The organism is Agrobacterium rubi TR3 = NBRC 13261 (assembly GCF_000739935.1).
Classification (GTDB): domain Bacteria; phylum Pseudomonadota; class Alphaproteobacteria; order Rhizobiales; family Rhizobiaceae; genus Agrobacterium; species Agrobacterium rubi.
Genome location: NZ_BBJU01000037.1, coordinates 1 through 20,101 on the forward strand (window position 1 = coordinate 1; position 20,101 = coordinate 20,101).

The window sequence follows — 20,101 nt, forward strand, 5'->3', positions numbered from 1 at the left end:
TTGGCTTTCCCTCGGCAGTCAGGGCTAAATCAACCTAGCCGACATGTCCGGTGAAATGGGGTGCGCTCCAGACTCGGTCCCCCACCACGCTGTCATGTAACCCTGCTCTTGAAGGAGCTGAACCGCAGACTCTGTATTGTAACGAACTCGACTGAGTTGCTCTACGCGCTTTTCCTCAGGCGCGCCACGGGTCGACGAGAATGACGCCAGTCCCCTCGAAGTCTCTAATGTTGCGTGTAACGACCACGAGCTCGTGCACGACTGCCGTGGCCGCAATGAGTGCATCAGCTTCATTTCGGCGATCCGGAATGTGCAAGTGGGCACACCGCGTCGCGATTGCTTCATCGATAGCAACGATGCGCTGAGCAAACTCCGGGCGAACTCGGCTATCCATCCATGTTCGTAAGCGAGCGCCCTGCTCAACGTCACGCAGTTGGATGCTAAGTATCCCTCGCTCAAGCTCCAGAATGGTTATAGCAGAGATGTATAAATCACGGGAATCCTGCCCGCTTAGCCAAGCCGTCACGTTTAGATCAGCTCGACCGTCACCAACCTTGCGAAGCTCAGAGACAACGTTCGTATCGAGCAGATATTTCAAGACAGATCAACTTTTCGAGTTGCAATGACCGATCGAGACGGATCAAAATCGATATCCGACAATCCAGGCATTGAAAGCGCATCCACCAGATTGTGACGCTTGCCTGTGAGACGCTCAAACTCACCATATGTCATCAACACGTGCGAAGGTCTACCTCGATCAGTGATGACGACAGGTCCAGCTTCAGCAGCTTTTTTCGCTCTGCCAACATCATGATTCAATTCGCGGCTGGTCAAGCTGATAGTGGCCATATGCGCCTCCCATGTAGAAACGTGCTTACATATAGCGCCTTTAATTGCCCTGCGCAATGTCCGCTTGCGTGTCTGGCCTAGCCTAGGGTGTTGATTGCCACTGAGAAGTGACCCGGTAAGGGATGCGGACGAAAACTTGGACCACCAGGAGGTAGTTCATGTATTCCTACGCAGACAGACTTCGAGCCGTTGAGCTTTACATCAGGTTTGGCAAGCGACTTAACGGGACCATTCGCCAGTTGGGTTATCCCACAAAGAATGCGCTAAGGGGCTGGTACCGCGAATACGTACAACATCTCGACCTGCGTATTCAGCCGGTAGCTCGCGCGCCGAAGTATTCCGAGAGTCAGAAGCAGGCGGCACTTGAGCATTACCGCACCAATGATCGCTGCATCTCTGTGACGATGAGGGCGCTTGGCTACCCTGGTCGAGGAACTCTCACCGCATGGGTCCGGGAAGCCTTTCCGGAAACGCGAGCATCAATGGTTGGTCGATCTTGGCACCCTGGCTATTCCGAAGAGGTCCGGCAAGCGGGGGTCATCGGACTATGCAGTGGAGATGAAAGCGCTCAGCAGGTAGCTGATCGGCTGGGCGTTTCAAGACCGACATTGTATAGCTGGAAAGACCAGCTACTCGGTCATGAGGCTTCTTCATCCATGAAACGCCGCAAAGCCAACTCCAAAGCGCCACAACGTGAGGCACTCGAGCGACAGCTTGAAGCTCTACAGCGTGATGTCCGCCAGTTGCAACTCGAACATGATCTCCTGAAGAAGGCCAATGAACTTTTAAAAAAAGGTCTGGGCGTCGATCTGCTGATCCTGAGTAATCGCGAGAAGACACAGCTAATTGACGCCCTAAAGGAAGTTTACCGCTTGCCAGAACTGCTCGCCCAGCTACGAATTGCCCGAAGCTCCTACTTTTACCATCGTATGCGCATGTGTCTGGCAGACAAGTATGCCGCCGTCCGCCACAGCCTTACGGAAATCTTTGAAGCGAACCGTCGTTGCTACGGCTATCGGAGACTACAGGCGTCCCTGGCCAGACAGAGCATGATAATCTTGGAAAAGGTTGTTCAGCGCTTGATGAAGCAGGAGCAACTGGTCGTTGCCCGACCGCGCCGACGGCGTTCCGGATCGTACCTGGGAGAAATCAGTCCGGCCCCTGACAACCTGATCAATCGCGACTTTCATGCAAAAGCGCCGAATGTGAAGTGGCTGACAGACATCACCGAGTTCCAGATCCCAGCTGGGAAGGTCTACCTTTCGCCTATCATCGATTGCTTCGACGGCATGGTCATCAGTTGGTCGATTGGAACGAAACCAGATGCGGAGCTGGTCAATACTATGCTGGATGCAGCCATTGAGACCGTGACTGAAGCAGAGGAACGGCCAATTGACCATTCCGATCGCGGAGCTCATTATCGCTGGCCCGGCTGGCTGACACGGATCAGCGAAGCGAAACTGGTTCGTTCAATGTCCCGAAAGGGTTGCTCGCAAGACAACGCCGCCTGCGAAGGCTTCTTCGGTCGGATGAAAACCGAACTCTTCTATCCCCGAGACTGGAAGGCTATTACAATCGAACAGTTCGTCGCCGAGGTGGATGCCTATATCCGCTAGTACAATGAGAAGCGTATCAAGATATCACTGGGATCGCTCAGCCCGGTCGAATACCGTAAGAGCCTCGGCCTTAAATTATGAAGCAGTCCAACCTTTTATCCGCACCCCCAACCGGCTCAGTTCCGCATGGAAACCAACAGATAGGGCCTGCATTTTGCTCGATGGATGCGACACCGCGGTTAACGGCTTCCTCATTGGTCACGTCGAAATCTGCGGTTTCGACAGAAACGCCTGTTTCCGTTTTCAGAGCTGCCGCTGCTTCGGCGAGTTTGACCGTGTCGCGACCATTCAGAACCACCGACGCGCCGTGGTCGATCATTCCTTTGGCGAGCGCCAGCCCGATCCCCTGCGAAGAACCCGTGATCAGGACACGTGAACCGGAAAGGTCAAAAAGTGGAAAAGTCATCGGAACCTCGTTCCCTCAACAACGGACTGCATGAGCAAAACGGCGTAAAGAGCGTTACGCCGTTCGGGTGGGAGAGCACGAAACGCCTCATGCATTTCGTGCAGTTCTTGAAGATCAGATATCGATAACGAGACCTTTTGCCTTCAAAACAGGCTCCAGATTGCTAACTTCGATAACCGATTTGCCCTGCTTGTAGGCTTCGATATAACCTGCTTCAGCGTCTTCACGGATTTGAGAAAGTCTAGCCGACTCTTGCGCATCTTCCCGACGCACGACCACGAGCCCGTCCGCGTCGCCCACGATGATGTCACCGGGATTGATGATCTCACCACCAATGATGATGCTGTCATTGACCGCTGCGATCGTCTCCTTGACCGTACCCTTGATGCAGACGCTGAGCGAAAACACAGGGAAACCAAGGTCTCTCAATTGTAGCGTGTCACGTACGCCTGTGTCCGTGACCAGACCGCCTATACCCTTGGCAAGGCAGGCGTTGGCCAGCACGTCACCGAAGGAGCCAGCTTCCTCGTACTCACCGGCGGAAACGACGATGATGTCACCGGGCTTGGCGTAGTTGATCGCCAGTTGCAGCATAATGTTGTCGCGCGGCGCGCACTTGACCGTGAATGCAGGGCCACACAGTTTCATCCGGTAATCAACCGGCTTAAGACGGGAGGAAAGTGCACCTTTACGGCCCTGTGCCTCGTGAATGGTGGCTGGCGAAAACTTCGAAAGCGCGTCGATGTCTGCCTTGCTCGGCCGTTCTGCGATATCTTTAATGTGGATCATAAAAACCTCCCATGGTAAGGACGGCGGCGGGAGCGTCCCGCCGCTTTTATTAAGTCTAAGTGCTGTGGTTCAGATTGTGGCCGTGGCTTTGCCCGGCAGCATCAGGGAATCGGGTCGAACTTCAGCTCGGACAGCGGAACGACCTTGTCGGTTCGGGACATCTTGTACTCGGTGTTCGGTCCGAGCCACTTGTCCCAAATCTTGTTGATCTCGCCGTCAGAATCCAGCTTGCGAAGGACTTCGTTGATCTTTGCCGTCAGCTTGGGATTATCCTTTGCCATGCCGATGCCGATTGGCTGATACAGCATCGGCTCCTCGATCATCCGCATTGGTTTACCCTTGGTCTTGGATTCGTTGACGAACTTCGTCGTCGTCATCGTGTTGGCGACCATGCCGCGCGCCTTGCCCTGTTGGACGGCGAGGTAAGCGGAAGCTGTATCCTGGAATGTCAACGGATCGGACTTGTTGAGCTTGATCGACATTTCAGATGTAGAGCCCTTGGTCGAGGCCACACGCTGGCCTTCATAATCGGCCTTCTTCTTGCCCGCATCATCCACAGGAACGATCAGCATTTCCTTAGCCAGATAATAGGGGTCGGAGAACTGGATCTGCTCGGCCCGGCTTTGTGTGTAAGCGAGGTTGGCAACGGTGATATCGACACGACCGAGCTTTACCTCTGGTACACGGGCTTCGACCGAAACCGGCTTGACTTCGGCCTTCACGCCCAGTTCCTTGGCGATGGCGTTGCACAGATCGACGTCGAAGCCAGCCATTTCGCGGGTTTTCGGATCGGGTGCGGCAAAGGGAACGACATCCGCGAAGGTCGCGCAACGCAGTACCTTGTTGTTCATGATGGTGTCCAGCTGATCGGCAGCCGCTGGCGAGGCAAGCACTGTAGAGGCAAGGATCGCCGTCAGTGTCAGGGATTTCCAGTTCATTTCTTGTTCTCCTCTTATGATTTTGCTTGGTATCAGTGGCGCAGATCGGACAGGAACCGCTGCGCGCGCGGATGGCGGGGGGTCTTGAAAAACTCTTCTGGCGTCGCTTTTTCAAGAATTTCACCGGCGTCGATGAACCAGATGCGATCGGCAACTTCACGGGCGAAGCCCATTTCATGTGTGACGCACAGCATAGTCATGCCTTCTGAGGCCAGCCCCTTCATGACGGCCAGAACTTCGCCGACCATTTCGGGGTCGAGCGCGCTCGTCGGCTCATCGAACAGCATGACGGGTGGCTCCATGGCAAGCGCGCGTGCAATCGCGACTCGCTGCTGCTGACCACCAGACAACTGACCCGGATAGGCGCCCGCCTTGTCAGACAGCCCCACCCGGTCGAGCAGCTTTGTTGCCTTTTCCTGCGCCGCCGCCGGTGAAACGCCTTTGACACGGATTGGCGAGATCGTGACGTTCTCTAAAACCGATAGATGCGGGAACAGATTGAAACTCTGAAAGACGAAACCGACGCGGCTGCGCAGAAGGTTGAGTTCCCTCGTCTTCGTCGCTGCGTGAATGTCCTGACCGTCAAGCGTGATGGACCCGCTGTTAATCTCCTCAAGCCGGTTGACAGTGCGGATGAGCGTGGATTTGCCCGAGCCGGAGGGCCCGCAAATGACGACCACCTCTCCGCGCGCGACTTCCGCGTCCACATTCTTCAAAACCTGATAGTCGCCATAGCTCTTGCAGACATTCGAAATACGGATTGTCTGTTCTGTCGAAGATACTGTCATGGCTGCTCCGTTAAGATTTTTGCCTGCGCCAAGGCCGCCTGCTGCGGGCGAGCGACCACGCCTGCGCGACGCTTGGCAATGCGGCGCTCGACTGTGTTGGCGAGATAGGTCAGGCTCCAGCAGATGGCGTAATAGACGATGGCCAGAATGAGGAAGACCTGGAAGGGCTGCGTCAGAAGCTGGTTGTTGACCTGGCTGGCCGCAAAGGTCAGGTCCGGCACATTGATAACATAGCCGAGCGTGGTGTCCTTGATCGTGGCGACGAAAGTCGAAATCATGCTGGGGATCATATTGTAGAGGGCCTGCGGCAGTATGATGAAGCGCATGGCACCCAGATAGCTGTGACCAAGTGCCCTTGCGGCATCCATCTGACCGGCACCGAGGGCAACGATACCGCCTCTGACGACTTCACTGAGAAACGCGCCCTGATAGACCACCAGCGTTGCCAGCATGATGGCGAAACTCGGTACATCCGCACCTGTCCAGAGCGGGATCAGGAAATAGGCCCACAAGATGAGCATGAGCAGTGGCACACCGCGCGTGACATAAACCAACACGGTCGCTGGCAAGCGCAAGACCCGCCACTTGGATAAGCGCGCCAGCGCCATGAGAATGCTGACTGGGAAAGCCAGCAGGATGGCAAGCGCTGAAAGAATGATGGTGTTCGCCAGACCGCCAAGCGGGCCGTTTGGATACTGGCCGATCAACAACAGCAGCCAGTTGTCCTGAACGATGGTGATCATCTCGCCGATCATGCGCGCGCCCTCCATACCGGATCGAGGCGCATCGACAGATAGGAACCGGCCCCCATGATCAGCAGGGAGAAGAACAGGTAGAGGACGGTGCCGACCAGATAGATCTCAAAGGTCTGGAAGCTGAGATTTTCGATTTCCTTGATCGCATGCGTCAGTTCGGACGCGCCAATGACGAGAGCCAGACTGCTGTTCTTGAACAGGGACACACTGTGATTAATGAGTGGTGGAAGGGCATTGCGCACGCCTTGCGGCATGATGATGAAACGCATGGCCGAGATGTATCCGTGACCCAGAGCCTTGGCGGCTTCCATCTGACCCGAGCCAACCGAGCGGAGACCGGAGCGTAAATCTTCACTGAAATAGGCAGCTTGGCAAAGGCCCAGCCCCACAACGGCGAAAATGGCTTCGGCATTGTGGTCGGTCAGCCAATTGGTCAAGCCAGAGGGCAGCAGCGTAAAGATGCCGAAATACCAGAGCATCAATTGCACCAACGTCGGCACATTGCGATGGTAGGAGACGTATGCAGCGACAATGCGGTCTCCGAAGCGGAAGGGTGAAAACCGGATGCAGAGCAAGATGAGTGCCAGCGACATCGCCAGCGACCACGACCCGAGGAAGATGACGAATGTCATCTCGATGCCGTGGATAAGCATCCCAATGTATTCCTGATTGCTCAAGATCGCCCAGAGGTCAAAGCCCTTCACGGCTTTAGCTCCTGCAATGCACCAGCATCGCCTGCAGCCTGCGGTCTGGCCGTTTGCAGACCACCCATCACCTGAAGCGTCGGGGTGATTTCCATATGTCCGATATTGACCGCAACCGGTGCGGCAATGGCAAAAGCGATGGCATCGGCAATATCTTCGGCCTTCGGCAACTCGAAGCCATCGATAAAGCGCTCGCGTATGCTTGGATCATTGCCGTGAACATGGTTGAAAATATCCGTCGCCACACGACCCGGGCAGATTTCCGTGACGCGAACACGCTTGCCAAATGCATCCAGCCGCAGCTGGTTCGACAGCATGGCAACGCCAGCCTTGACGGCATGGTACGTGGAGTTTCCGCCGAAATTGTAATTCCCGGCAATGGAGGAGATGTTGATGACGTGTCCGCGGTCGCGCTCCACCATGCCCGGCACGATAAGACGGCAAATGTGGAGGACGGCGCGCAGGTTTACGTCGACGAGGAGATCAATGTCATCTGCATCGGCCTGCAGGAATTTCTTCGGGCGATCCACACCGGCATTGTTGACGAGGATATCGAACTGCACCTGGTTTGCCAGATCAGAGATGGCTGCCCGATCCGTGACATCGATGACATGGGCGATACAGCCTGTGCGCTGAGCCAATTGGTTCAATGCCTCGGCACTGCGGGCGATCGCGTGGACTTCAATGTTTTCGCGGCGGAACCGCTCAACGATGGCGGCGCCGATACCGGACGATGCGCCGGTGACCAATGCGGTCTTGTAATCGGAGAATGGCATTGTGATCCCCTTATTGTTGCCATGGAGCTTAGCGAAGCTTTTCTCGCTTGCCTAAGACCGATTACTTTTGAGGTAATAAGGAAGTTTTATGGAGCTTCAAAAGCTGTGTTTCAGCGCTCTCAGTCAGCCTTGAAATTACGTGAGCGCATGCGGCTAAACGACGATGCCGATTGCAAAATGATCGCGAACGGATAAGCTCCGCCCATCACAAAGCAGTTTTATTGGCATGGACATCAGGCGTTTTAAATCATTTACAGTCATCGTGGACAGTGGCAGCATTACTCGGGCCGCTGACATTTTGCATCTGGCACAGCCAGCGCTCAGCCAGCAGCTCGCCGCACTCGAAGAGCATTTCGGGCAAAAGCTTCTGATACGCAGCCAACAGGGCGTGACGATGACGGATGCGGGCCATGCGGTTTACAGGCACGCGCAGATCATTCTTCGGCAAATGGACCAGGCACAGGCGGATGCATCGGCAGCCGGAAACTCTATCGCAGGACGTGTTTCCGTTGGTCTCGTGCCGTTCAGCAGTGCGGCGACGCTGTCGGTCGATCTTCTCGCCGAAACACGAAAGCGTCACCCCGGTATTCTAATCCATCTAACGGAAAGCGTCGGGCAGACCTATAGCCAGATGATCATGAACGGCCGCCTTGAATTGGCGCTGATCCACGGCGTCGGTCCAATCAAGGGTGTGCGTTTCGAGCCTTTGCTCAGTGAAGAATTCTATCTGGTCGCACATCGAGATTTCGCCATCGAGGCTGATGTAAAACCGGTGCCGATCGCTGCCCTTGATGGTCTCCCGATGCTGATGCCACCAGCTTATAACTTCGTTCGCCGGGCAGTCGATACGGCGTTCACCCGAAGCCGCATCAATCTTAAAGTCGTCGCGGAAGTAGAAATCGTCAGAACGCTTGCCCGCGCAGTTGCGAATGGCCTTGGCGCTACCATTATGCCAAAGGCGATTGCTGACCGCATCGTCTCCGAGAGTAAGGAACCCTTGATCTGCCGGCTCCTCTCTCCCCGTATCGAAGAGACTTTATCACTCTGTACCTCTGACCAGAACTCGTTGTCGGAGCCTGCGTTTGCGGTCAAAGACATTCTGATCGAGCTGACTGAAAAACTGAAGCTTTAAGGGTTAACGGCCCGACGGAGCGGGCCATGCACCGGATAGAAATCAACGCATATCGTGGCAGTACTGAGCGATACGTGCGCAGCCTTCGCCCAGCATCTCCATGCTTGTCGCGTAAGATATGCGGAAATACGGGCTCATCCCATAAGCGGCACCCTGTACGGTTGCGACGTGGTGCTCCTCGACCAGTCCCATCACGAAATCCACGTCATTTTCGATCTTCCGACCACCTTTCGTGGTCTTCCCGATCAGGCCTGACATGTTGGGATACAAATAGAAGGCGCCTTCCGGTTTATGGCACCGAATGCCATCGATTCCCTTCAGTTTATCAAGGACGAAATCACGCCGCTCGCGGTAAATGTCAGCTCGCTCCTTGAGCAAATCCTGGGGACCATCCAAAGCTGCAATCGCCGCGGCTTGAGAAACGGTAGCGATGCCGCCGCTGTTCTGGCCATTGACGTTGCTGATGGCAGCAATCAGTTCCTTCGAGCCGCTGGCGCAGTAGCCCAGCCGCCAGCCGGTCATCGCATATGCTTTTGATACTCCATTCATGGTCAGTACGCGATCGTAAAGCCGGGGCTCGACATCGGCAATCGTACCGAACTCGAAACCGTCGTAAACGAGATGCTCGTAGATATCGTCAGTCAGGATCCAGACATGCGGATGACGTAACATGACTTCCGCAATCGCCGCCATCTCGACCCTAGAGCATGCTGAGCCTGTCGGATTATTCGGAAAATTCAGGAAAAGCCACTTTGTCCGCGGCGTGATCGCCGCTTCCAGATCTTCCGGGCGAAGCTTGAAACCCGTCTGCTCGAAACAGGGAACAGCGACGGGAACACCACCAGCAAATTTGACGATGTCGGCATAGCTGACCCATGACGGTGTGGGAATGACCACCTCATCACCCGGATTACAGGTCGCCAGCATTGCGTTGAAGATTACCTGCTTGCCGCCACCGGATACGATGATCTGGCTGGCGTCGTAGGTCAGATTGTTGTCTCGCTTGAATTTTTGCGCGATAGCGGCCTTGAGGTCCGGCGTCCCGTCCATAGGCGGATACTTGGTTTGTCCGCCAAGAGCAGCTTCGTGTGCGGCCTCGATGGCATGGCTTGGTGTTGGAAAATCAGGTTCGCCAGATGACAGGCTCACCACTTTAATCCCTTGGGCGGCGAGCTCTCTGGCGCGCTGCGTCATGGCGGCAGACGCGGAAATAGAGACATTCTTCAATCGATCGGCTGTTGAGGGCATCGACGTGATCCTTCAGTAAGACAGAAAAGCGGGGCGCATAAGGCCCGTTAAGATGCGAGTTCCGAGGCGTTCGTAAGTGTCGCCCCTGAATTGATGATTTCACTGCGCACAACACCGGCAAGCTCCAGCGAGCCAGGGGTATCGCTGTGAACCAGAATGGATCGGGCTGCCATGGGAATAATGGTACCGTCGATAGCCTCGACAGTGCCATCCGTCAGGAAGCGGCGGACACGCGCGCGCACCGAGACCTCGTCCTTGACCAGCGCACCCGGAAGGCCCCGAGCGACGAGGCTCCCCTTGGCGTCATAGGCCCGGTCGGCCAGAAAAAGCGCCAGCGTCTTCAGCTTGGCCCGTTTTGCCGCCCGTTCGATTTCGCTTTCCGGCGTGACGAACACCACAAGCTCCGGGTCTACCATTGAGATGGCATCCATCATCATGTCAGCCAGAGCAGGGTCTCGATTGACCATGTTGCCCATCGCCGCATGAAAGCTGATATGCCCGACATTCACGCCTTCGCATCTGGCAATAGCGATCAATGCGCCGAGCTGGTAGAGCATCTGCTGGCGGAGCTCATCCGCCTGAAACGGCAATTCGCGACGACCAAAACCTGCACGATCCGGCAGACCAGGATGCGCGCCGATGCCGACGCCGTTCTGCTTCGCAAGCCGAACCATCCGCGCCATCGTATCAGGATCGCCTCCATGAAATCCGCAGGCGATGTTGGCCGAAGAAATGAGCTTCATCATCGCCTCGTCATCGCACAGCCGGTAGGGGCCAAAACCTTCGCCCATGTCGGAGTTGAGATCGATCTTCATAAAGTCCTCCCCTCGTCCTCAAGTCAGCGCGTTGAGCGCGCGTTTGACCGTCGGTACGGTTTGTCTGATATCTTCGACGTAGCGCGCAACTGCCTGCTCTACCCAGCGCGCCTCCTCATGACTGGAGCGGACAAATCTGATCTTGCCTCCGGCACGTGCCTGTCCCAACCGCCAGAGATCGGCCTCGATCACACCGGCAATTTTCGGATAACCACCGGCCGTGTTCGCGTCGCTCATCTGGATGATAGGCTCCCCGCCCGGCGGAACCTGTACGACGCCGGGGACGACACCATGCGAGCGCATCTCAACGACTTCGGTCGGCTTGATAGGATCGCCGGAAAGGCGGTAGCCAGTGCGGTCACTGCGCGAGGAAATGCGCCAGATTTGGCTCCAGAATGCTTCCGCATCATCGGCAAACAGATGATGTTCACCAGCGGGAATGGCCCGGATCTGTAACACTCCATCGACAATTGGCTGGAAAGCATCCGCCATTGCCTGCGATGGCTGGATGACCGCAAGCCCGCTCTCAGGCAAAGGCAAGTGATTGACCTGCGTTCCTATGGAAAGCCTGTCATTTTTCTGGAGCGGTCGTCCTTCCAAACCACCGAAATTACCACGCAAGGCCGTGCTGCGAGACCCCATCAAGACAGGCACATCCACCCCGCCAGCCACGGCGAAATAAGCACGGGCAAGACGAGGTGGAGAGCTCAGCTCCAAAACATCACCCTCGTTTGCGACATTGGCACACCAGGGTAAAAGCTCCCGGCCATTCAGCAATGGGCGACCATCTGCTCCAGTCACCGCAAACATGGATGGCCCCAGAAACCGAAGCTTGAATGGAAATGTCTGCACCTCGACGGCGGCGAGGTTATCGGCGTTTCCGACAAGAATATTGGCGATTTGCAGGGCCAGCGGATCCATCGCGCCACCAGCCGTAACTCCGATGTTACGGTAGCCCGGACGACCCAAATCCTGAACAGTGTTGAATGGGCCTGTTTCGATGATCTCGATCACAACTCAATCCTTGCTGGAACAAAGTGAACCGTGTCACCCGGCGCAAGAAGCGCAGGAGTAGCGGCGGAGGGATCAAACATTTGCAGATCCGCATAACCGATCGAGTTCCAGCCGTTGGGACCTGTCAGCATGGCGACGCCTGTCTGCATGCCACCGATTGTCACACACCCTCTTTCCATCTTGATCGATGGCACAGTTTTTCGTGGCATGTATATGCGTGCATCCAAGCCGTGCAGATAGCCGAAACCCGGCGCACTGCCGAGTGCGAACACACGATAGGTTGCTTCATAATGAATACGTACTACATCCCGGTCGCTCAGACCCGAAAAGTCACACAGCGCGGCAAGATCCGTGGCGTATTCCCCGCCATAATGAACGGGTATCTCGACCGTCTTTCCTGCCAGATCCACGCTGGAAGCGTTGTCCCACGCGTTCAGCAGACGATCCGCCACTGCCTCAGGGCTTTCTGGAGTTTCTTTGAGAATGGTCAGCAGGTTGGTCATTCCGGGAATGACCTCTGCAACATCCGGCCAGGCACCCGCTATCTGAGACAGAGCCCAGATCCAGCGTTGTGCAGCTAGATCGAACTCACCCGGCGCTTCCAGAAGGATGGATCGCGATCCGATAAACGATACGCGCGCCTGTCCTTTGGCTGGGTGGACCTGCAGGGCCTGCGTGGTGAGGATGCTTGAAGTCGCAATCATCATTGAAGCTCGATATCAAAGAGAGGATCACCGTAGCCGACAAGATCGTCCTGCTTTACAAGCGGATTGAGCAGCAATCCTGCGCACTTGGCGATCACAGGGACGAGAACAAGCCCTATTCGAACAGAACCAACGACCTCATTCGAGGCCACTTGCCTCGGGAATGGCTTCTCGTCGATTGTGTTTAAGGTCTGGAACTGGCCAGCCGTCGGCGCTTTCACCATGGCTTTACGGGCACTTCCTGTCCCCACTTTTGCGTCTACAGCGGATGATGCTCCCGTCTTGCCGGAAGTTGGAATGAAAAGCCGAAGCTGCTTGTCAGCTGTTTTGATCTCCAGTCCTTCCACGCCAGCCGCCGTCAGCATGTCGGTCAGCACTGCAAGGGTGACTGTGTCCGTGAGGTCAAGCTTGCTCATGGCGCGCTCCATGATTTGAGCCATTGCTCCAGAAAGTGGATATCGGTCTCGCCCTCAACGAAGGCAGCCTCCTCAAAGAGCGCCCGCAAAAGTGGGAGGTTCGTGGAGATGCCTTCCAGACGGGTCTCCGCAAGCGCTACCCTCATTTTGGCAATTGCCTCGGCTCTTGTCGGTGCATGCACGATCAACTTGGCGATCAGCGAGTCGTAGTAGGGAGAGACTTTGTATCCCTCATAAATATGAGTATCGACCCGCACACCATCACTATGCGGCCAGACGATATCCGCTACGACGCCAGCAGAAGGCAGGAATGTGTGTGGATCCTCTGCATTGATGCGACACTCAAAAGAATGTCCTTCACACAGGACCGCATCCTGATCGAATGCCAGTTTCTGCCCCAAGGCGACTTTGATCTGCGATTGAACAATGTCGACACCGCTGGTCATTTCCGTGACCGGGTGTTCAACCTGCAATCTCGTGTTCATTTCGATGAAGTAGAAATTCCCTTCCTCGAACAGAAATTCGAATGTGCCGACACCGCGATATCCGATTTGTTTGCAGGCGTTTACGCATGCCAGACCGACGGGACCGATCACGTCCAGAGAAATTCCGGGCGCCGGAGCCTCTTCGACGACCTTCTGATGGCGTCTTTGCATGGAACAATCGCGATGGCCAAGCCAGACGGCGTCACCATGTGTGTCGCACAAGATCTGAATTTCAACGTGCCGCGGATGTTGAAGAAACTTCTCGATGTAAAGCTCAGCGTTGCCGAAGGCCTGACGCGCCTCTTCTCGCGTCAGCGCGGCGGCTTCACGTACGTCGGCCCGGTCATGAATGACCCTCATGCCGCGCCCGCCGCCGCCGCCGGCAGCTTTGATGATCACAGGGAAGCCGATCTCATCGGCAATTCGTGTGATTTCATCAGCATCTTCAGGTAGCGCAGTGTCAGGACCTGGTACACAAGGCACACCAGCGGCGATCATCGCACGTTTCGCCGCGATTTTATCGCCCATTGTCGAGATAGACTGGGCGCTCGGCCCGATGAAGGCGAGCCCGGCCCGTTCAACTGCGGCTGCAAACGCAGAATTCTCGGACAAGAAGCCGTATCCGGGATGAACCGCGCCGGCACCGGTCAGCCTGGCAGCAAGCAAAAGCGCATCCTGATTGAGATAGCTCTTTCCAGCATTTGCGGGTCCGACGCATAGAAACGTGTCGACGGTATCACCATAAGATGCTGCCTTATCTGCTTCAGAGCAGATACCGACAGTCCGCAGTCCCAGTTCATGACAGGCGCGCTGGATGCGCGCGGCGATTTCACCGCGGTTTGCTATCAAAACCGTATCGAAACCCGGCGCGGAACGGTCGAAATTCGTTTCCATCATCCAATCTCCGCAAGAAGATCATTGGCGTCCACTTCGCAGCCATCGACGTCCGTAAGAAACAAAATCCGACCAGCGCAGGGCGCAGAAACCTTGTTGAATACCTTCATTGCTTCGATGATGAAAAGCGTTTGCCCTTCCTGAACCAGATCGCCCAACTTGACGAAGGGCTCAGCGCCCGGTGCAGAAGCGCGATGAAGAACACCGAAGATGGGCGAATGCACTTTCGCTGCCGAAGAGCTGACGGATTTTGCCTGTTCTTCAGGCTGGACAGCTTCATTCACGGGCAACCGATGGGCTTGGAAAGGCTGATTGACTGACTTGATGATTCGAACCGTTACGTCTTTTTCCGTCACCGAAAGTTCGGTCACGTTAGAACGCCCTACGAAATCGATCAGCGTTTTTATCTTCGGCAAGTCCATAAGAATACCTGACAATGTGCAAGCCGCTAACGAGACATGTACAAGAAGGCATGGCGCGTTCGGCACGCCGTTTTGTAGCATGAGCGTTATCACAATGGGGTCAGAAGAACTTTTGATGGCCCTAAAGGGATGGCTCTAAAAATGGTCACGTTGCCGCGACAAAAGCGATCTTACTTAAGCTCTTGATAGGTTACGAACCGCCGGCCGACTTACTCGCAAGCGCCCATATGCAATGAATTTCGTGAAGATAGCTTATCCGATGTCTCACAGCGATTGAAATGGTTAGGGATTTGATGACTGCACACCGGGCAGTTCGCGATACATCGGCAGGTCCACCAGCCATGGACGTAGCTCTAAAGAAAGTGGATGCAGCCAAAGTTGCCCTTGGGGAACGCGGTCCAGTCTGGTGGGATGATGGGGCACATAACTTCAACCGATATCTGGCCAAGAACCCTCCATACCCTGAATGGTCCGAGAAGCTGACGATGGAATCATGGCCGCTTTACCATCGTCTTAATCGTTGGAGAGGCGAAATCGACGCCATCAATTCGAGATCTGTGGAAGTCTTTTAGGACTTGCAAGACCACTACAGCATCAAGCGGCTTGCTGAGAAATCGGGAAGTTTCCGGCAGAGCGCCTTCTGCAGGAACAACTGCGCCTGACGCCACGATGACACGTATATGCGGCCATCTCTCGCCGACACGGTTGGCGAGTGCTATTCCGTCCAATGCCCCAGGCATCTGAATGTCAGTGAAAAGCAGCTTCAAGGAACTATGTTTTTCTAGGATTTCAAACGCCTCATCGGCCGACGCCGCCTCTATGACATGATATCCGGCATCTGCCAGAATGTCGGCCGTATCCATTCGAATAAGAGGCTCATCGTCGACAACGAGCGCTATTGGTTCAGGCAGTATTGTGACTGTTTCATTATCCATGCTCGTTAAAGATCTGAGCCAGTGTTGCGTTCCGAGGTCGACGAAGTTTATTATCCCTTTGAATTCTGATCGTTAATCGGAGAACATCCACTGCGCGCTAAAGGCGCTCATTCCGACTGTCACCAATTAACAATAAAAACCACTCATGCGGCGAGACACGAAATGAGCATCACTCGAATAACCCCAACTTTCGGGGATGGTCGCATGGGTAAACTCATCGCGGATTTCGACTGGTCCCCAACATCCCTTGGACCAATCTCCTCGTGGTCCGAGGCGCTTCTCACAACTGTCAAACTAATGCTTGGGCAGAAACAGGCAATCTGCATGTTCTGGGGCGACCAGTTAGACCTGCTGTATAACGACGCCTATTCGCCATTGCTTGGGGCGAAAGAAGCAGGAGCACTTGGCCAGCCCGCAAGCGAGATATGGTCGGACGTGTGGGATGATATCAAACCTTTCGTCGACCAGGCCATGTCGGGACAAGGCACCTGGGCAGAAGAACTTCCACTGACCCTGATGCGGAACGGTTACGCTGAGGAGACCTATTGGACATTTTCCTACAGCCCACTTTACGAGAGAGGCAGGGTCATGGGCATGGTGAACGTTGCTCTGGACGCCACGCCTGCGGTATTCGGTCGCCGGAAGCAAGAAGCCTTGCAGATGGAAATGGTTCATCGCGTCAAGAACACACTCTCCGTTGCCGCCGCCGTCGTTTCCTCAACGCTGCGTCAAGCCGTCACCCTCGAGGAAGCCCGGACCACGGTCGGCAACCGCATTGCGGCGCTTGCCAGCGCGCAAGAGCTCTTGCATGGATCTTCTGAGGACACGCCTATCCACGCTATCGTTGAAGCCGCACTGGCGGCGCACCTCGATCGTCCTGACAGGGCAGTCATAACCGGTCCAGACATTCGCGTCTCGTCGCAGCAGGCCGTTGGTTTGTCGCTAGCGGTTTACGAACTCGCGACCAACGCTGTCAAATACGGTGCTTTGTCGAACGACACGGGCGAAATTGCTATTTCCTGGGCAATCGACAAAAACGCCAGGTTTTTGTTTGTGTGGCAAGAAATGGGTGGTCCTCCTGTAGTGGTTCCCACGCGGGCGGGCTTCGGATCTCGACTGACAAACAAGATCGTGGCCGCTTATTACGAGGGCGAAGGCAGAACGTTATACGATCCTGGCGGTGTTCGATTCGAGCTCCACGGCAAGATTGTCGTGGGGAAATAGCTCTCTTGATTATGAGATTTCGCCTCAGACAGACTATTGGACTGGGGCGCTGCCCGAAACAGCGCGTTAAAACCGACCATTTGATAGCATATAGCGCAAAAGGCTTATTTAGAGTTGCGTTAAAAGCAATCCAAAGCAGCTATTCCAACCCAAAATAAGCTTAACAACACTTTAATGTTTTGAGCAAATATTATCGCCTATAATCTTGGGGTAGAGGCGCGAACGGCAGAAGCCGCTCTGAAACGCGAACGATGATGTTCACCCCTTTTTTGCGTTTCCCACCTCTGTTCATGGAAGTGTTCCCATGTCTCTCATGCAAAACCTCCGGATCAGGACGAAAGTCCTGTCTCTGGTCCTTCCCACATGCCTGATCGGCATTGGAGGGGCTCTCTATGTCTCAAGCAACTTTAAATCCGCCGACACTGAGTACTCCGACTTCATCGCCAATGACGGCAATGCGGAGATCGATATGGCGATCGCCAGCCAGCGCTTGGTTGCGGTGAGATGAGAACGTGGATCAATAGCGCCAGCGACGGCATCAGGACTAGATCCGCAGAACTCTCCGATAAGACGAACGACACCATCCTGTACACCCTTCTCACCCTCGCCGGGATTTTTTCGCTTACGCTTTTCTTGGCCGTGTTTGTTACGAAACGCGAAATCACGTCTCCGATCGAGCGTCTGCGTTCACGCATGATGTCTCTTGCTTCTGGAAAGGTCGATGAGGTCGTTCCAGGTGCCGATCGACGTGATGAGCTCGGCAGCATGGCGTCAGCAGTCGCGGTCTTTCGCGACAATGCAATTGAAAAAGATCGTCTTGAAAAACAGACGGATGCTGACCGTGCCTTGTCTGAAAGCGAGAGACTGGAACGGGAAAAACAGAAAGCGGAAGATGCAGCGAACACAAAGTTCGCCGTCGACGCACTGCGCGGTGGTCTGGAAGCTCTTGCCGACGGGAATGTCTCTCACCGGATCCGGACTCCGTTCACAGGCACGCTCGACGAACTTCGTTCGAATTTCAACGGATCGGTCGAAAAGCTCCATTCGGTTTTGAAATCCGTTGGACAGAATGCGGCTGGCATCGATGCTGGTGCAAATGAAATCAGATCTGCCGCTGACGACCTGTCGAGGCGTACAGAACAGCAGGCTGCATCTGTCGAGGAGACGGCTGCGGCGTTGGAACAGATCACCACGACCGTAAGGGATTCAGCCAAACGCGCTGACGATGCAGGCAAGCTGGTTGAGAAAGCGCGAAGCGGTGTCGAACGCTCAGGCGAGTTGATGCAAGACGCGGTACAGGCCATGGTGGCTATTGAGAAATCCGCGGGTGAAATGGGCAACATCATCTCAGTTATCGATGAGATCGCGTTTCAAACTAACCTGCTAGCCTTGAATGCTGGTGTTGAAGCTGCTCGTGCCGGTGAGGCAGGCAAAGGGTTTGCAGTTGTTGCGCAGGAAGTTCGCGAACTCGCGCAACGTTCAGCGACAGCCGCAAAGGAAATCAAGACCCTGATCGCGGCTTCTGGTTCGCAGGTTCAGACTGGGGTCAGCCTGGTGAAGCAGACAGGAAACTCACTTGACACCATTGTCGACGAGGTCCGGGAAATAAGCAATCATGTCAATGCGATCGTCGAGTCCTCCCGCGAACAATCAACGGGACTGCAGGAGATCAACACCGCTGTTAACGTGATGGACCAGGGAACTCAGCAGAATGCAGCCATGGTCGAGCAGTCGACTGCGGCGAGCCACAGCCTTGCGCGAGAAGCTGCTGCGCTCAACCAGTTACTGGCACAGTTCGACTTGCGTGGTGGACAAGGCTCGGACAGCGATCTGCGGGGACAGTGGGCCGCTTGAATGACGGGTTAGTGAAACCCGGAATTGGTGCCACAAATTCCTTGGCACCAATTCCTTGATCTTGAATTATTCATTTTGACCAAGCCGGGATCAGCACAGCGCTCGAAGGCCACCATGATAAATGGGCATTTGGATTCGGCCGTTTCGGCGTCGCTCCACCCCGGTTCCCAATCTATGAGGCATTGGTTAGCCGTCGGGCTTTAAAATTATGGTTGGGTTACCGTTCGAGGCCGATGGTGGGGTGAAATGCCGCGTCAAACAGGACAGCGAAAGCAATCTGGTTCCGCTGGCCAATGGTCCCAGACCGATATCAGCTATGCACGACGGACTGTATCCCTGGCGATGCCCTCATCGCTTCGGCCCCAAAACCAATTCGCCAGAAGCGCACCGGAAATGTTGTGCCACACGCTGAAGATAGCACTTGGAACCGCCGCAAGAGGCGAGAAATATGCAGTTGCGAGTGCCGCACCGAGACCGGAGTTCTGCATTCCAACCTCAATGGCGATCGCTTTTCGTTTGGCGAGAGACAGGCCTGTTGCCTTGGCTGCAAAATATCCCAGTAGGTAGCCAAGACCATTGTGCAGGACCACCACAGCAAAAATCATCAGGCCGGACTGGGCAATGGCGCCCTTCGAAGCCCCAACCACGGCTGAGACGATCAACACGATGCCGATGACGCTCACCAAAGGCAGCGCGGGAACCGCGGCCTTGACGACACCAGGAAGCACCTTTTGCAGGGCGGCACCCAGTGCCAATGGCACAAGCACGACCTTGACGATGCTCAAGAACATTGCCCAACCATCGACCGGCAGGAACTGGCTGGCAAACATCCAGACCAGGAAAGGTGTCACAAGTGGCGCTGCAAGCGTCGTGACCGAAGTGCAGGCAACGGAAAGCGCAACATCACCCTTGGACAGAAAGGTCATGACATTGGACGAAGTGCCACCCGGGCAGCAACCGACAAGAATGACGCCTGCCGCGACTTCCGGCGGCATGGGGATAAGCTGTGTCAGCACCACCGCCAGCAACGGCATGATCAGAAACTGACCCAGCACGCCGATGGTGACATCAACGGGACGCTTCACAACCTCGCGAAAATCATCGACCGACAGGGTCAGACCCATGCCGAACATGATGATCGACAGGAGCGTGACGATCCAGGGTGCAATCTGTTTGAACGTATCTGGGAAAAAGTAACCAAGAACCGCAAACAGAATGACCCAAATGGCAAAGGTTTTGCCTACTAAAGTCGATATCGCCGCCAATGATTTCACGTTGTCGCTCCTAAACCCCGAATTCAATCTGACGTCTAGTTGTCACAGCTTCGGTGTCAAGGC

20 protein-coding genes and 2 pseudogenes are annotated in these 20,101 nt (G+C 55.2%); 4 read left to right on the forward strand and 18 right to left on the reverse strand.

All coding sequences use genetic code 11. From position 1 onward, the window contains the following. Positions 1-175: 175 nt before the first annotated feature. Entirely contained in the window at positions 176-598 is a 423-nt protein-coding gene (locus RRU01S_RS24115) for a type II toxin-antitoxin system VapC family toxin (protein ID WP_045232783.1), read from the reverse strand. Then, on the reverse strand, positions 595-849 hold the full coding sequence (locus RRU01S_RS24120) for a type II toxin-antitoxin system Phd/YefM family antitoxin (RefSeq protein ID WP_045232784.1): 255 nt from the start codon (positions 847-849) through the stop codon (positions 595-597). Before RRU01S_RS24120 ends, RRU01S_RS24115 begins: the two co-directional genes overlap by 4 nt. 158 nt (positions 850-1,007) lie before the next feature. Between RRU01S_RS24120 and RRU01S_RS24125 the strand changes: the two are divergent. Further along, positions 1,008-2,546 (forward strand): annotated as a pseudogene (locus RRU01S_RS24125) (IS3 family transposase). Here the strand turns inward: RRU01S_RS24125 and RRU01S_RS24130 are convergent. From RRU01S_RS24130 to RRU01S_RS24160, 7 genes are all read right to left on the reverse strand, one after another. Further along, a complete protein-coding gene (locus RRU01S_RS24130) occupies positions 2,536-2,871 on the reverse strand; it encodes an SDR family NAD(P)-dependent oxidoreductase (protein WP_045232785.1) in 336 nt (111 codons plus the stop codon). The pseudogene RRU01S_RS24125 and the gene RRU01S_RS24130 sit on opposite strands and share 11 nt — an antisense overlap. A 114-nt stretch (positions 2,872-2,985) precedes the next feature. Beyond that, the gene (locus RRU01S_RS24135; RefSeq protein WP_045232786.1) at positions 2,986-3,660 is read right to left on the reverse strand and encodes a 4-carboxy-4-hydroxy-2-oxoadipate aldolase/oxaloacetate decarboxylase; all 675 of its coding nucleotides are present in this window, start codon (positions 3,658-3,660) and stop codon (positions 2,986-2,988) included. A 101-nt stretch (positions 3,661-3,761) separates the two neighbouring features. After that, positions 3,762-4,598, reverse strand: a complete 837-nt coding sequence (locus RRU01S_RS24140; RefSeq protein WP_045232787.1) for an ABC transporter substrate-binding protein — start codon at positions 4,596-4,598, stop codon at positions 3,762-3,764. A 32-nt stretch (positions 4,599-4,630) separates the two neighbouring features. Then, entirely contained in the window at positions 4,631-5,386 is a 756-nt protein-coding gene (locus RRU01S_RS24145; protein ID WP_045232788.1) for an amino acid ABC transporter ATP-binding protein, read from the reverse strand. Beyond that, on the reverse strand, positions 5,383-6,141 hold the full coding sequence (locus RRU01S_RS24150) for an amino acid ABC transporter permease (protein ID WP_045232805.1): 759 nt from the start codon (positions 6,139-6,141) through the stop codon (positions 5,383-5,385). The genes RRU01S_RS24145 and RRU01S_RS24150 overlap by 4 nt, the downstream gene beginning before the upstream one ends. After that, positions 6,138-6,845, reverse strand: a complete 708-nt coding sequence (locus RRU01S_RS24155) for an amino acid ABC transporter permease (protein ID WP_045232789.1) — start codon at positions 6,843-6,845, stop codon at positions 6,138-6,140. Before RRU01S_RS24155 ends, RRU01S_RS24150 begins: the two co-directional genes overlap by 4 nt. Beyond that, positions 6,842-7,621: an SDR family oxidoreductase gene (locus tag RRU01S_RS24160; protein WP_045232790.1), complete on the reverse strand. Its 780-nt coding sequence runs from the start codon at positions 7,619-7,621 to the stop codon at positions 6,842-6,844. The genes RRU01S_RS24155 and RRU01S_RS24160 overlap by 4 nt, the downstream gene beginning before the upstream one ends. Before the next feature lie 226 nt (positions 7,622-7,847). On the opposite strand from RRU01S_RS24160, the gene nac reads away from it, so the two are divergent. Then, positions 7,848-8,753 carry a nitrogen assimilation transcriptional regulator NAC gene (gene nac / locus RRU01S_RS24165; RefSeq protein WP_045232791.1) on the forward strand — a complete coding sequence of 302 codons (906 nt, stop codon included), beginning with the start codon at positions 7,848-7,850 and terminating at the stop codon, positions 8,751-8,753. Between the two features lie 42 nt (positions 8,754-8,795). Here the strand turns inward: nac and RRU01S_RS24170 are convergent, their stop codons facing one another. The 8 genes from RRU01S_RS24170 to RRU01S_RS24205 all read right to left on the reverse strand — a co-directional run bounded on the left by RRU01S_RS24170 (position 8,796) and on the right by RRU01S_RS24205 (position 15,686). Continuing rightward, positions 8,796-10,001: a pyridoxal phosphate-dependent aminotransferase gene (locus RRU01S_RS24170; protein ID WP_045232792.1), complete on the reverse strand. Its 1,206-nt coding sequence runs from the start codon at positions 9,999-10,001 to the stop codon at positions 8,796-8,798. A 47-nt stretch (positions 10,002-10,048) separates the two neighbouring features. Continuing rightward, the gene (locus RRU01S_RS24175) at positions 10,049-10,816 is read right to left on the reverse strand and encodes a 5-oxoprolinase subunit PxpA (protein ID WP_045232793.1); all 768 of its coding nucleotides are present in this window, start codon (positions 10,814-10,816) and stop codon (positions 10,049-10,051) included. 18 nt (positions 10,817-10,834) lie between these two features. Next, the gene (locus tag RRU01S_RS24180) at positions 10,835-11,830 is read right to left on the reverse strand and encodes a 5-oxoprolinase subunit C family protein (protein ID WP_045232794.1); all 996 of its coding nucleotides are present in this window, start codon (positions 11,828-11,830) and stop codon (positions 10,835-10,837) included. Beyond that, positions 11,827-12,534 (reverse strand): 5-oxoprolinase subunit PxpB, encoded by a 708-nt coding sequence (gene pxpB / locus RRU01S_RS24185; protein WP_045232806.1) that lies wholly within the window; start codon positions 12,532-12,534, stop codon positions 11,827-11,829. The genes RRU01S_RS24180 and pxpB overlap by 4 nt, the downstream gene beginning before the upstream one ends. Beyond that, a complete protein-coding gene (locus RRU01S_RS24190; RefSeq protein ID WP_045232807.1) occupies positions 12,534-12,950 on the reverse strand; it encodes a hypothetical protein in 417 nt (138 codons plus the stop codon). Before RRU01S_RS24190 ends, pxpB begins: the two co-directional genes overlap by 1 nt. After that, complete coding sequence (locus RRU01S_RS24195; RefSeq protein ID WP_045232795.1) at positions 12,947-14,332, reverse strand: acetyl-CoA carboxylase biotin carboxylase subunit; 1,386 nt, start codon at positions 14,330-14,332, stop codon at positions 12,947-12,949. Before RRU01S_RS24195 ends, RRU01S_RS24190 begins: the two co-directional genes overlap by 4 nt. Continuing rightward, on the reverse strand, positions 14,329-14,751 hold the full coding sequence (locus tag RRU01S_RS24200; protein WP_045232796.1) for an acetyl-CoA carboxylase biotin carboxyl carrier protein: 423 nt from the start codon (positions 14,749-14,751) through the stop codon (positions 14,329-14,331). The genes RRU01S_RS24195 and RRU01S_RS24200 overlap by 4 nt, the downstream gene beginning before the upstream one ends. Before the next feature lie 491 nt (positions 14,752-15,242). Then, a complete protein-coding gene (locus RRU01S_RS24205) occupies positions 15,243-15,686 on the reverse strand; it encodes a response regulator (protein WP_045232797.1) in 444 nt (147 codons plus the stop codon). Positions 15,687-15,890: 204 nt separating this feature from the next. On the opposite strand from RRU01S_RS24205, the gene RRU01S_RS24210 reads away from it, so the two are divergent. Both RRU01S_RS24210 and RRU01S_RS24215 read left to right on the forward strand, forming a co-directional pair. Then, a complete protein-coding gene (locus RRU01S_RS24210) occupies positions 15,891-16,910 on the forward strand; it encodes a PAS domain-containing sensor histidine kinase (protein ID WP_052816274.1) in 1,020 nt (339 codons plus the stop codon). A 304-nt stretch (positions 16,911-17,214) separates the two neighbouring features. Then, a pseudogene (locus RRU01S_RS24215) lies at positions 17,215-18,719 on the forward strand (methyl-accepting chemotaxis protein); the annotation flags it as partial. 359 nt (positions 18,720-19,078) lie between these two features. Here the strand turns inward: RRU01S_RS24215 and RRU01S_RS24220 are convergent. Next, positions 19,079-20,038 (reverse strand): bile acid:sodium symporter family protein, encoded by a 960-nt coding sequence (locus tag RRU01S_RS24220; protein WP_045232799.1) that lies wholly within the window; start codon positions 20,036-20,038, stop codon positions 19,079-19,081. Between the last annotated feature and the right edge of the window lie 63 nt (positions 20,039-20,101).

Bases quoted from the DNA above. Each gene is read 5' to 3' on its own strand.
- RRU01S_RS24150 (WP_045232805.1), bottom strand. From the start codon at position 6,141: ATGATCGGCGAGATGATCACCATCGTTCAGGACAACTGGCTGCTGTTG.
- RRU01S_RS24190 (WP_045232807.1), bottom strand. From the start codon at position 12,950: ATGAGCAAGCTTGACCTCACGGACACAGTCACCCTTGCAGTGCTGACC.
- pxpB (WP_045232806.1), bottom strand. From the start codon at position 12,534: ATGATTGCGACTTCAAGCATCCTCACCACGCAGGCCCTGCAGGTCCAC.
- RRU01S_RS24210 (WP_052816274.1), top strand. From the start codon at position 15,891: ATGGGTAAACTCATCGCGGATTTCGACTGGTCCCCAACATCCCTTGGA.
- RRU01S_RS24145 (WP_045232788.1), bottom strand. From the start codon at position 5,386: ATGACAGTATCTTCGACAGAACAGACAATCCGTATTTCGAATGTCTGC.
- RRU01S_RS24205 (WP_045232797.1), bottom strand. From the start codon at position 15,686: ATGGATAATGAAACAGTCACAATACTGCCTGAACCAATAGCGCTCGTT.
- RRU01S_RS24130 (WP_045232785.1), bottom strand. From the start codon at position 2,871: ATGACTTTTCCACTTTTTGACCTTTCCGGTTCACGTGTCCTGATCACG.
- RRU01S_RS24175 (WP_045232793.1), bottom strand. From the start codon at position 10,816: ATGAAGATCGATCTCAACTCCGACATGGGCGAAGGTTTTGGCCCCTAC.
- RRU01S_RS24140 (WP_045232787.1), bottom strand. From the start codon at position 4,598: ATGAACTGGAAATCCCTGACACTGACGGCGATCCTTGCCTCTACAGTG.
- RRU01S_RS24120 (WP_045232784.1), bottom strand. From the start codon at position 849: ATGGCCACTATCAGCTTGACCAGCCGCGAATTGAATCATGATGTTGGC.
- RRU01S_RS24135 (WP_045232786.1), bottom strand. From the start codon at position 3,660: ATGATCCACATTAAAGATATCGCAGAACGGCCGAGCAAGGCAGACATC.
- RRU01S_RS24200 (WP_045232796.1), bottom strand. From the start codon at position 14,751: ATGGACTTGCCGAAGATAAAAACGCTGATCGATTTCGTAGGGCGTTCT.
- RRU01S_RS24195 (WP_045232795.1), bottom strand. From the start codon at position 14,332: ATGATGGAAACGAATTTCGACCGTTCCGCGCCGGGTTTCGATACGGTT.
- RRU01S_RS24170 (WP_045232792.1), bottom strand. From the start codon at position 10,001: ATGCCCTCAACAGCCGATCGATTGAAGAATGTCTCTATTTCCGCGTCT.
- RRU01S_RS24160 (WP_045232790.1), bottom strand. From the start codon at position 7,621: ATGCCATTCTCCGATTACAAGACCGCATTGGTCACCGGCGCATCGTCC.
- nac (WP_045232791.1), top strand. From the start codon at position 7,848: ATGGACATCAGGCGTTTTAAATCATTTACAGTCATCGTGGACAGTGGC.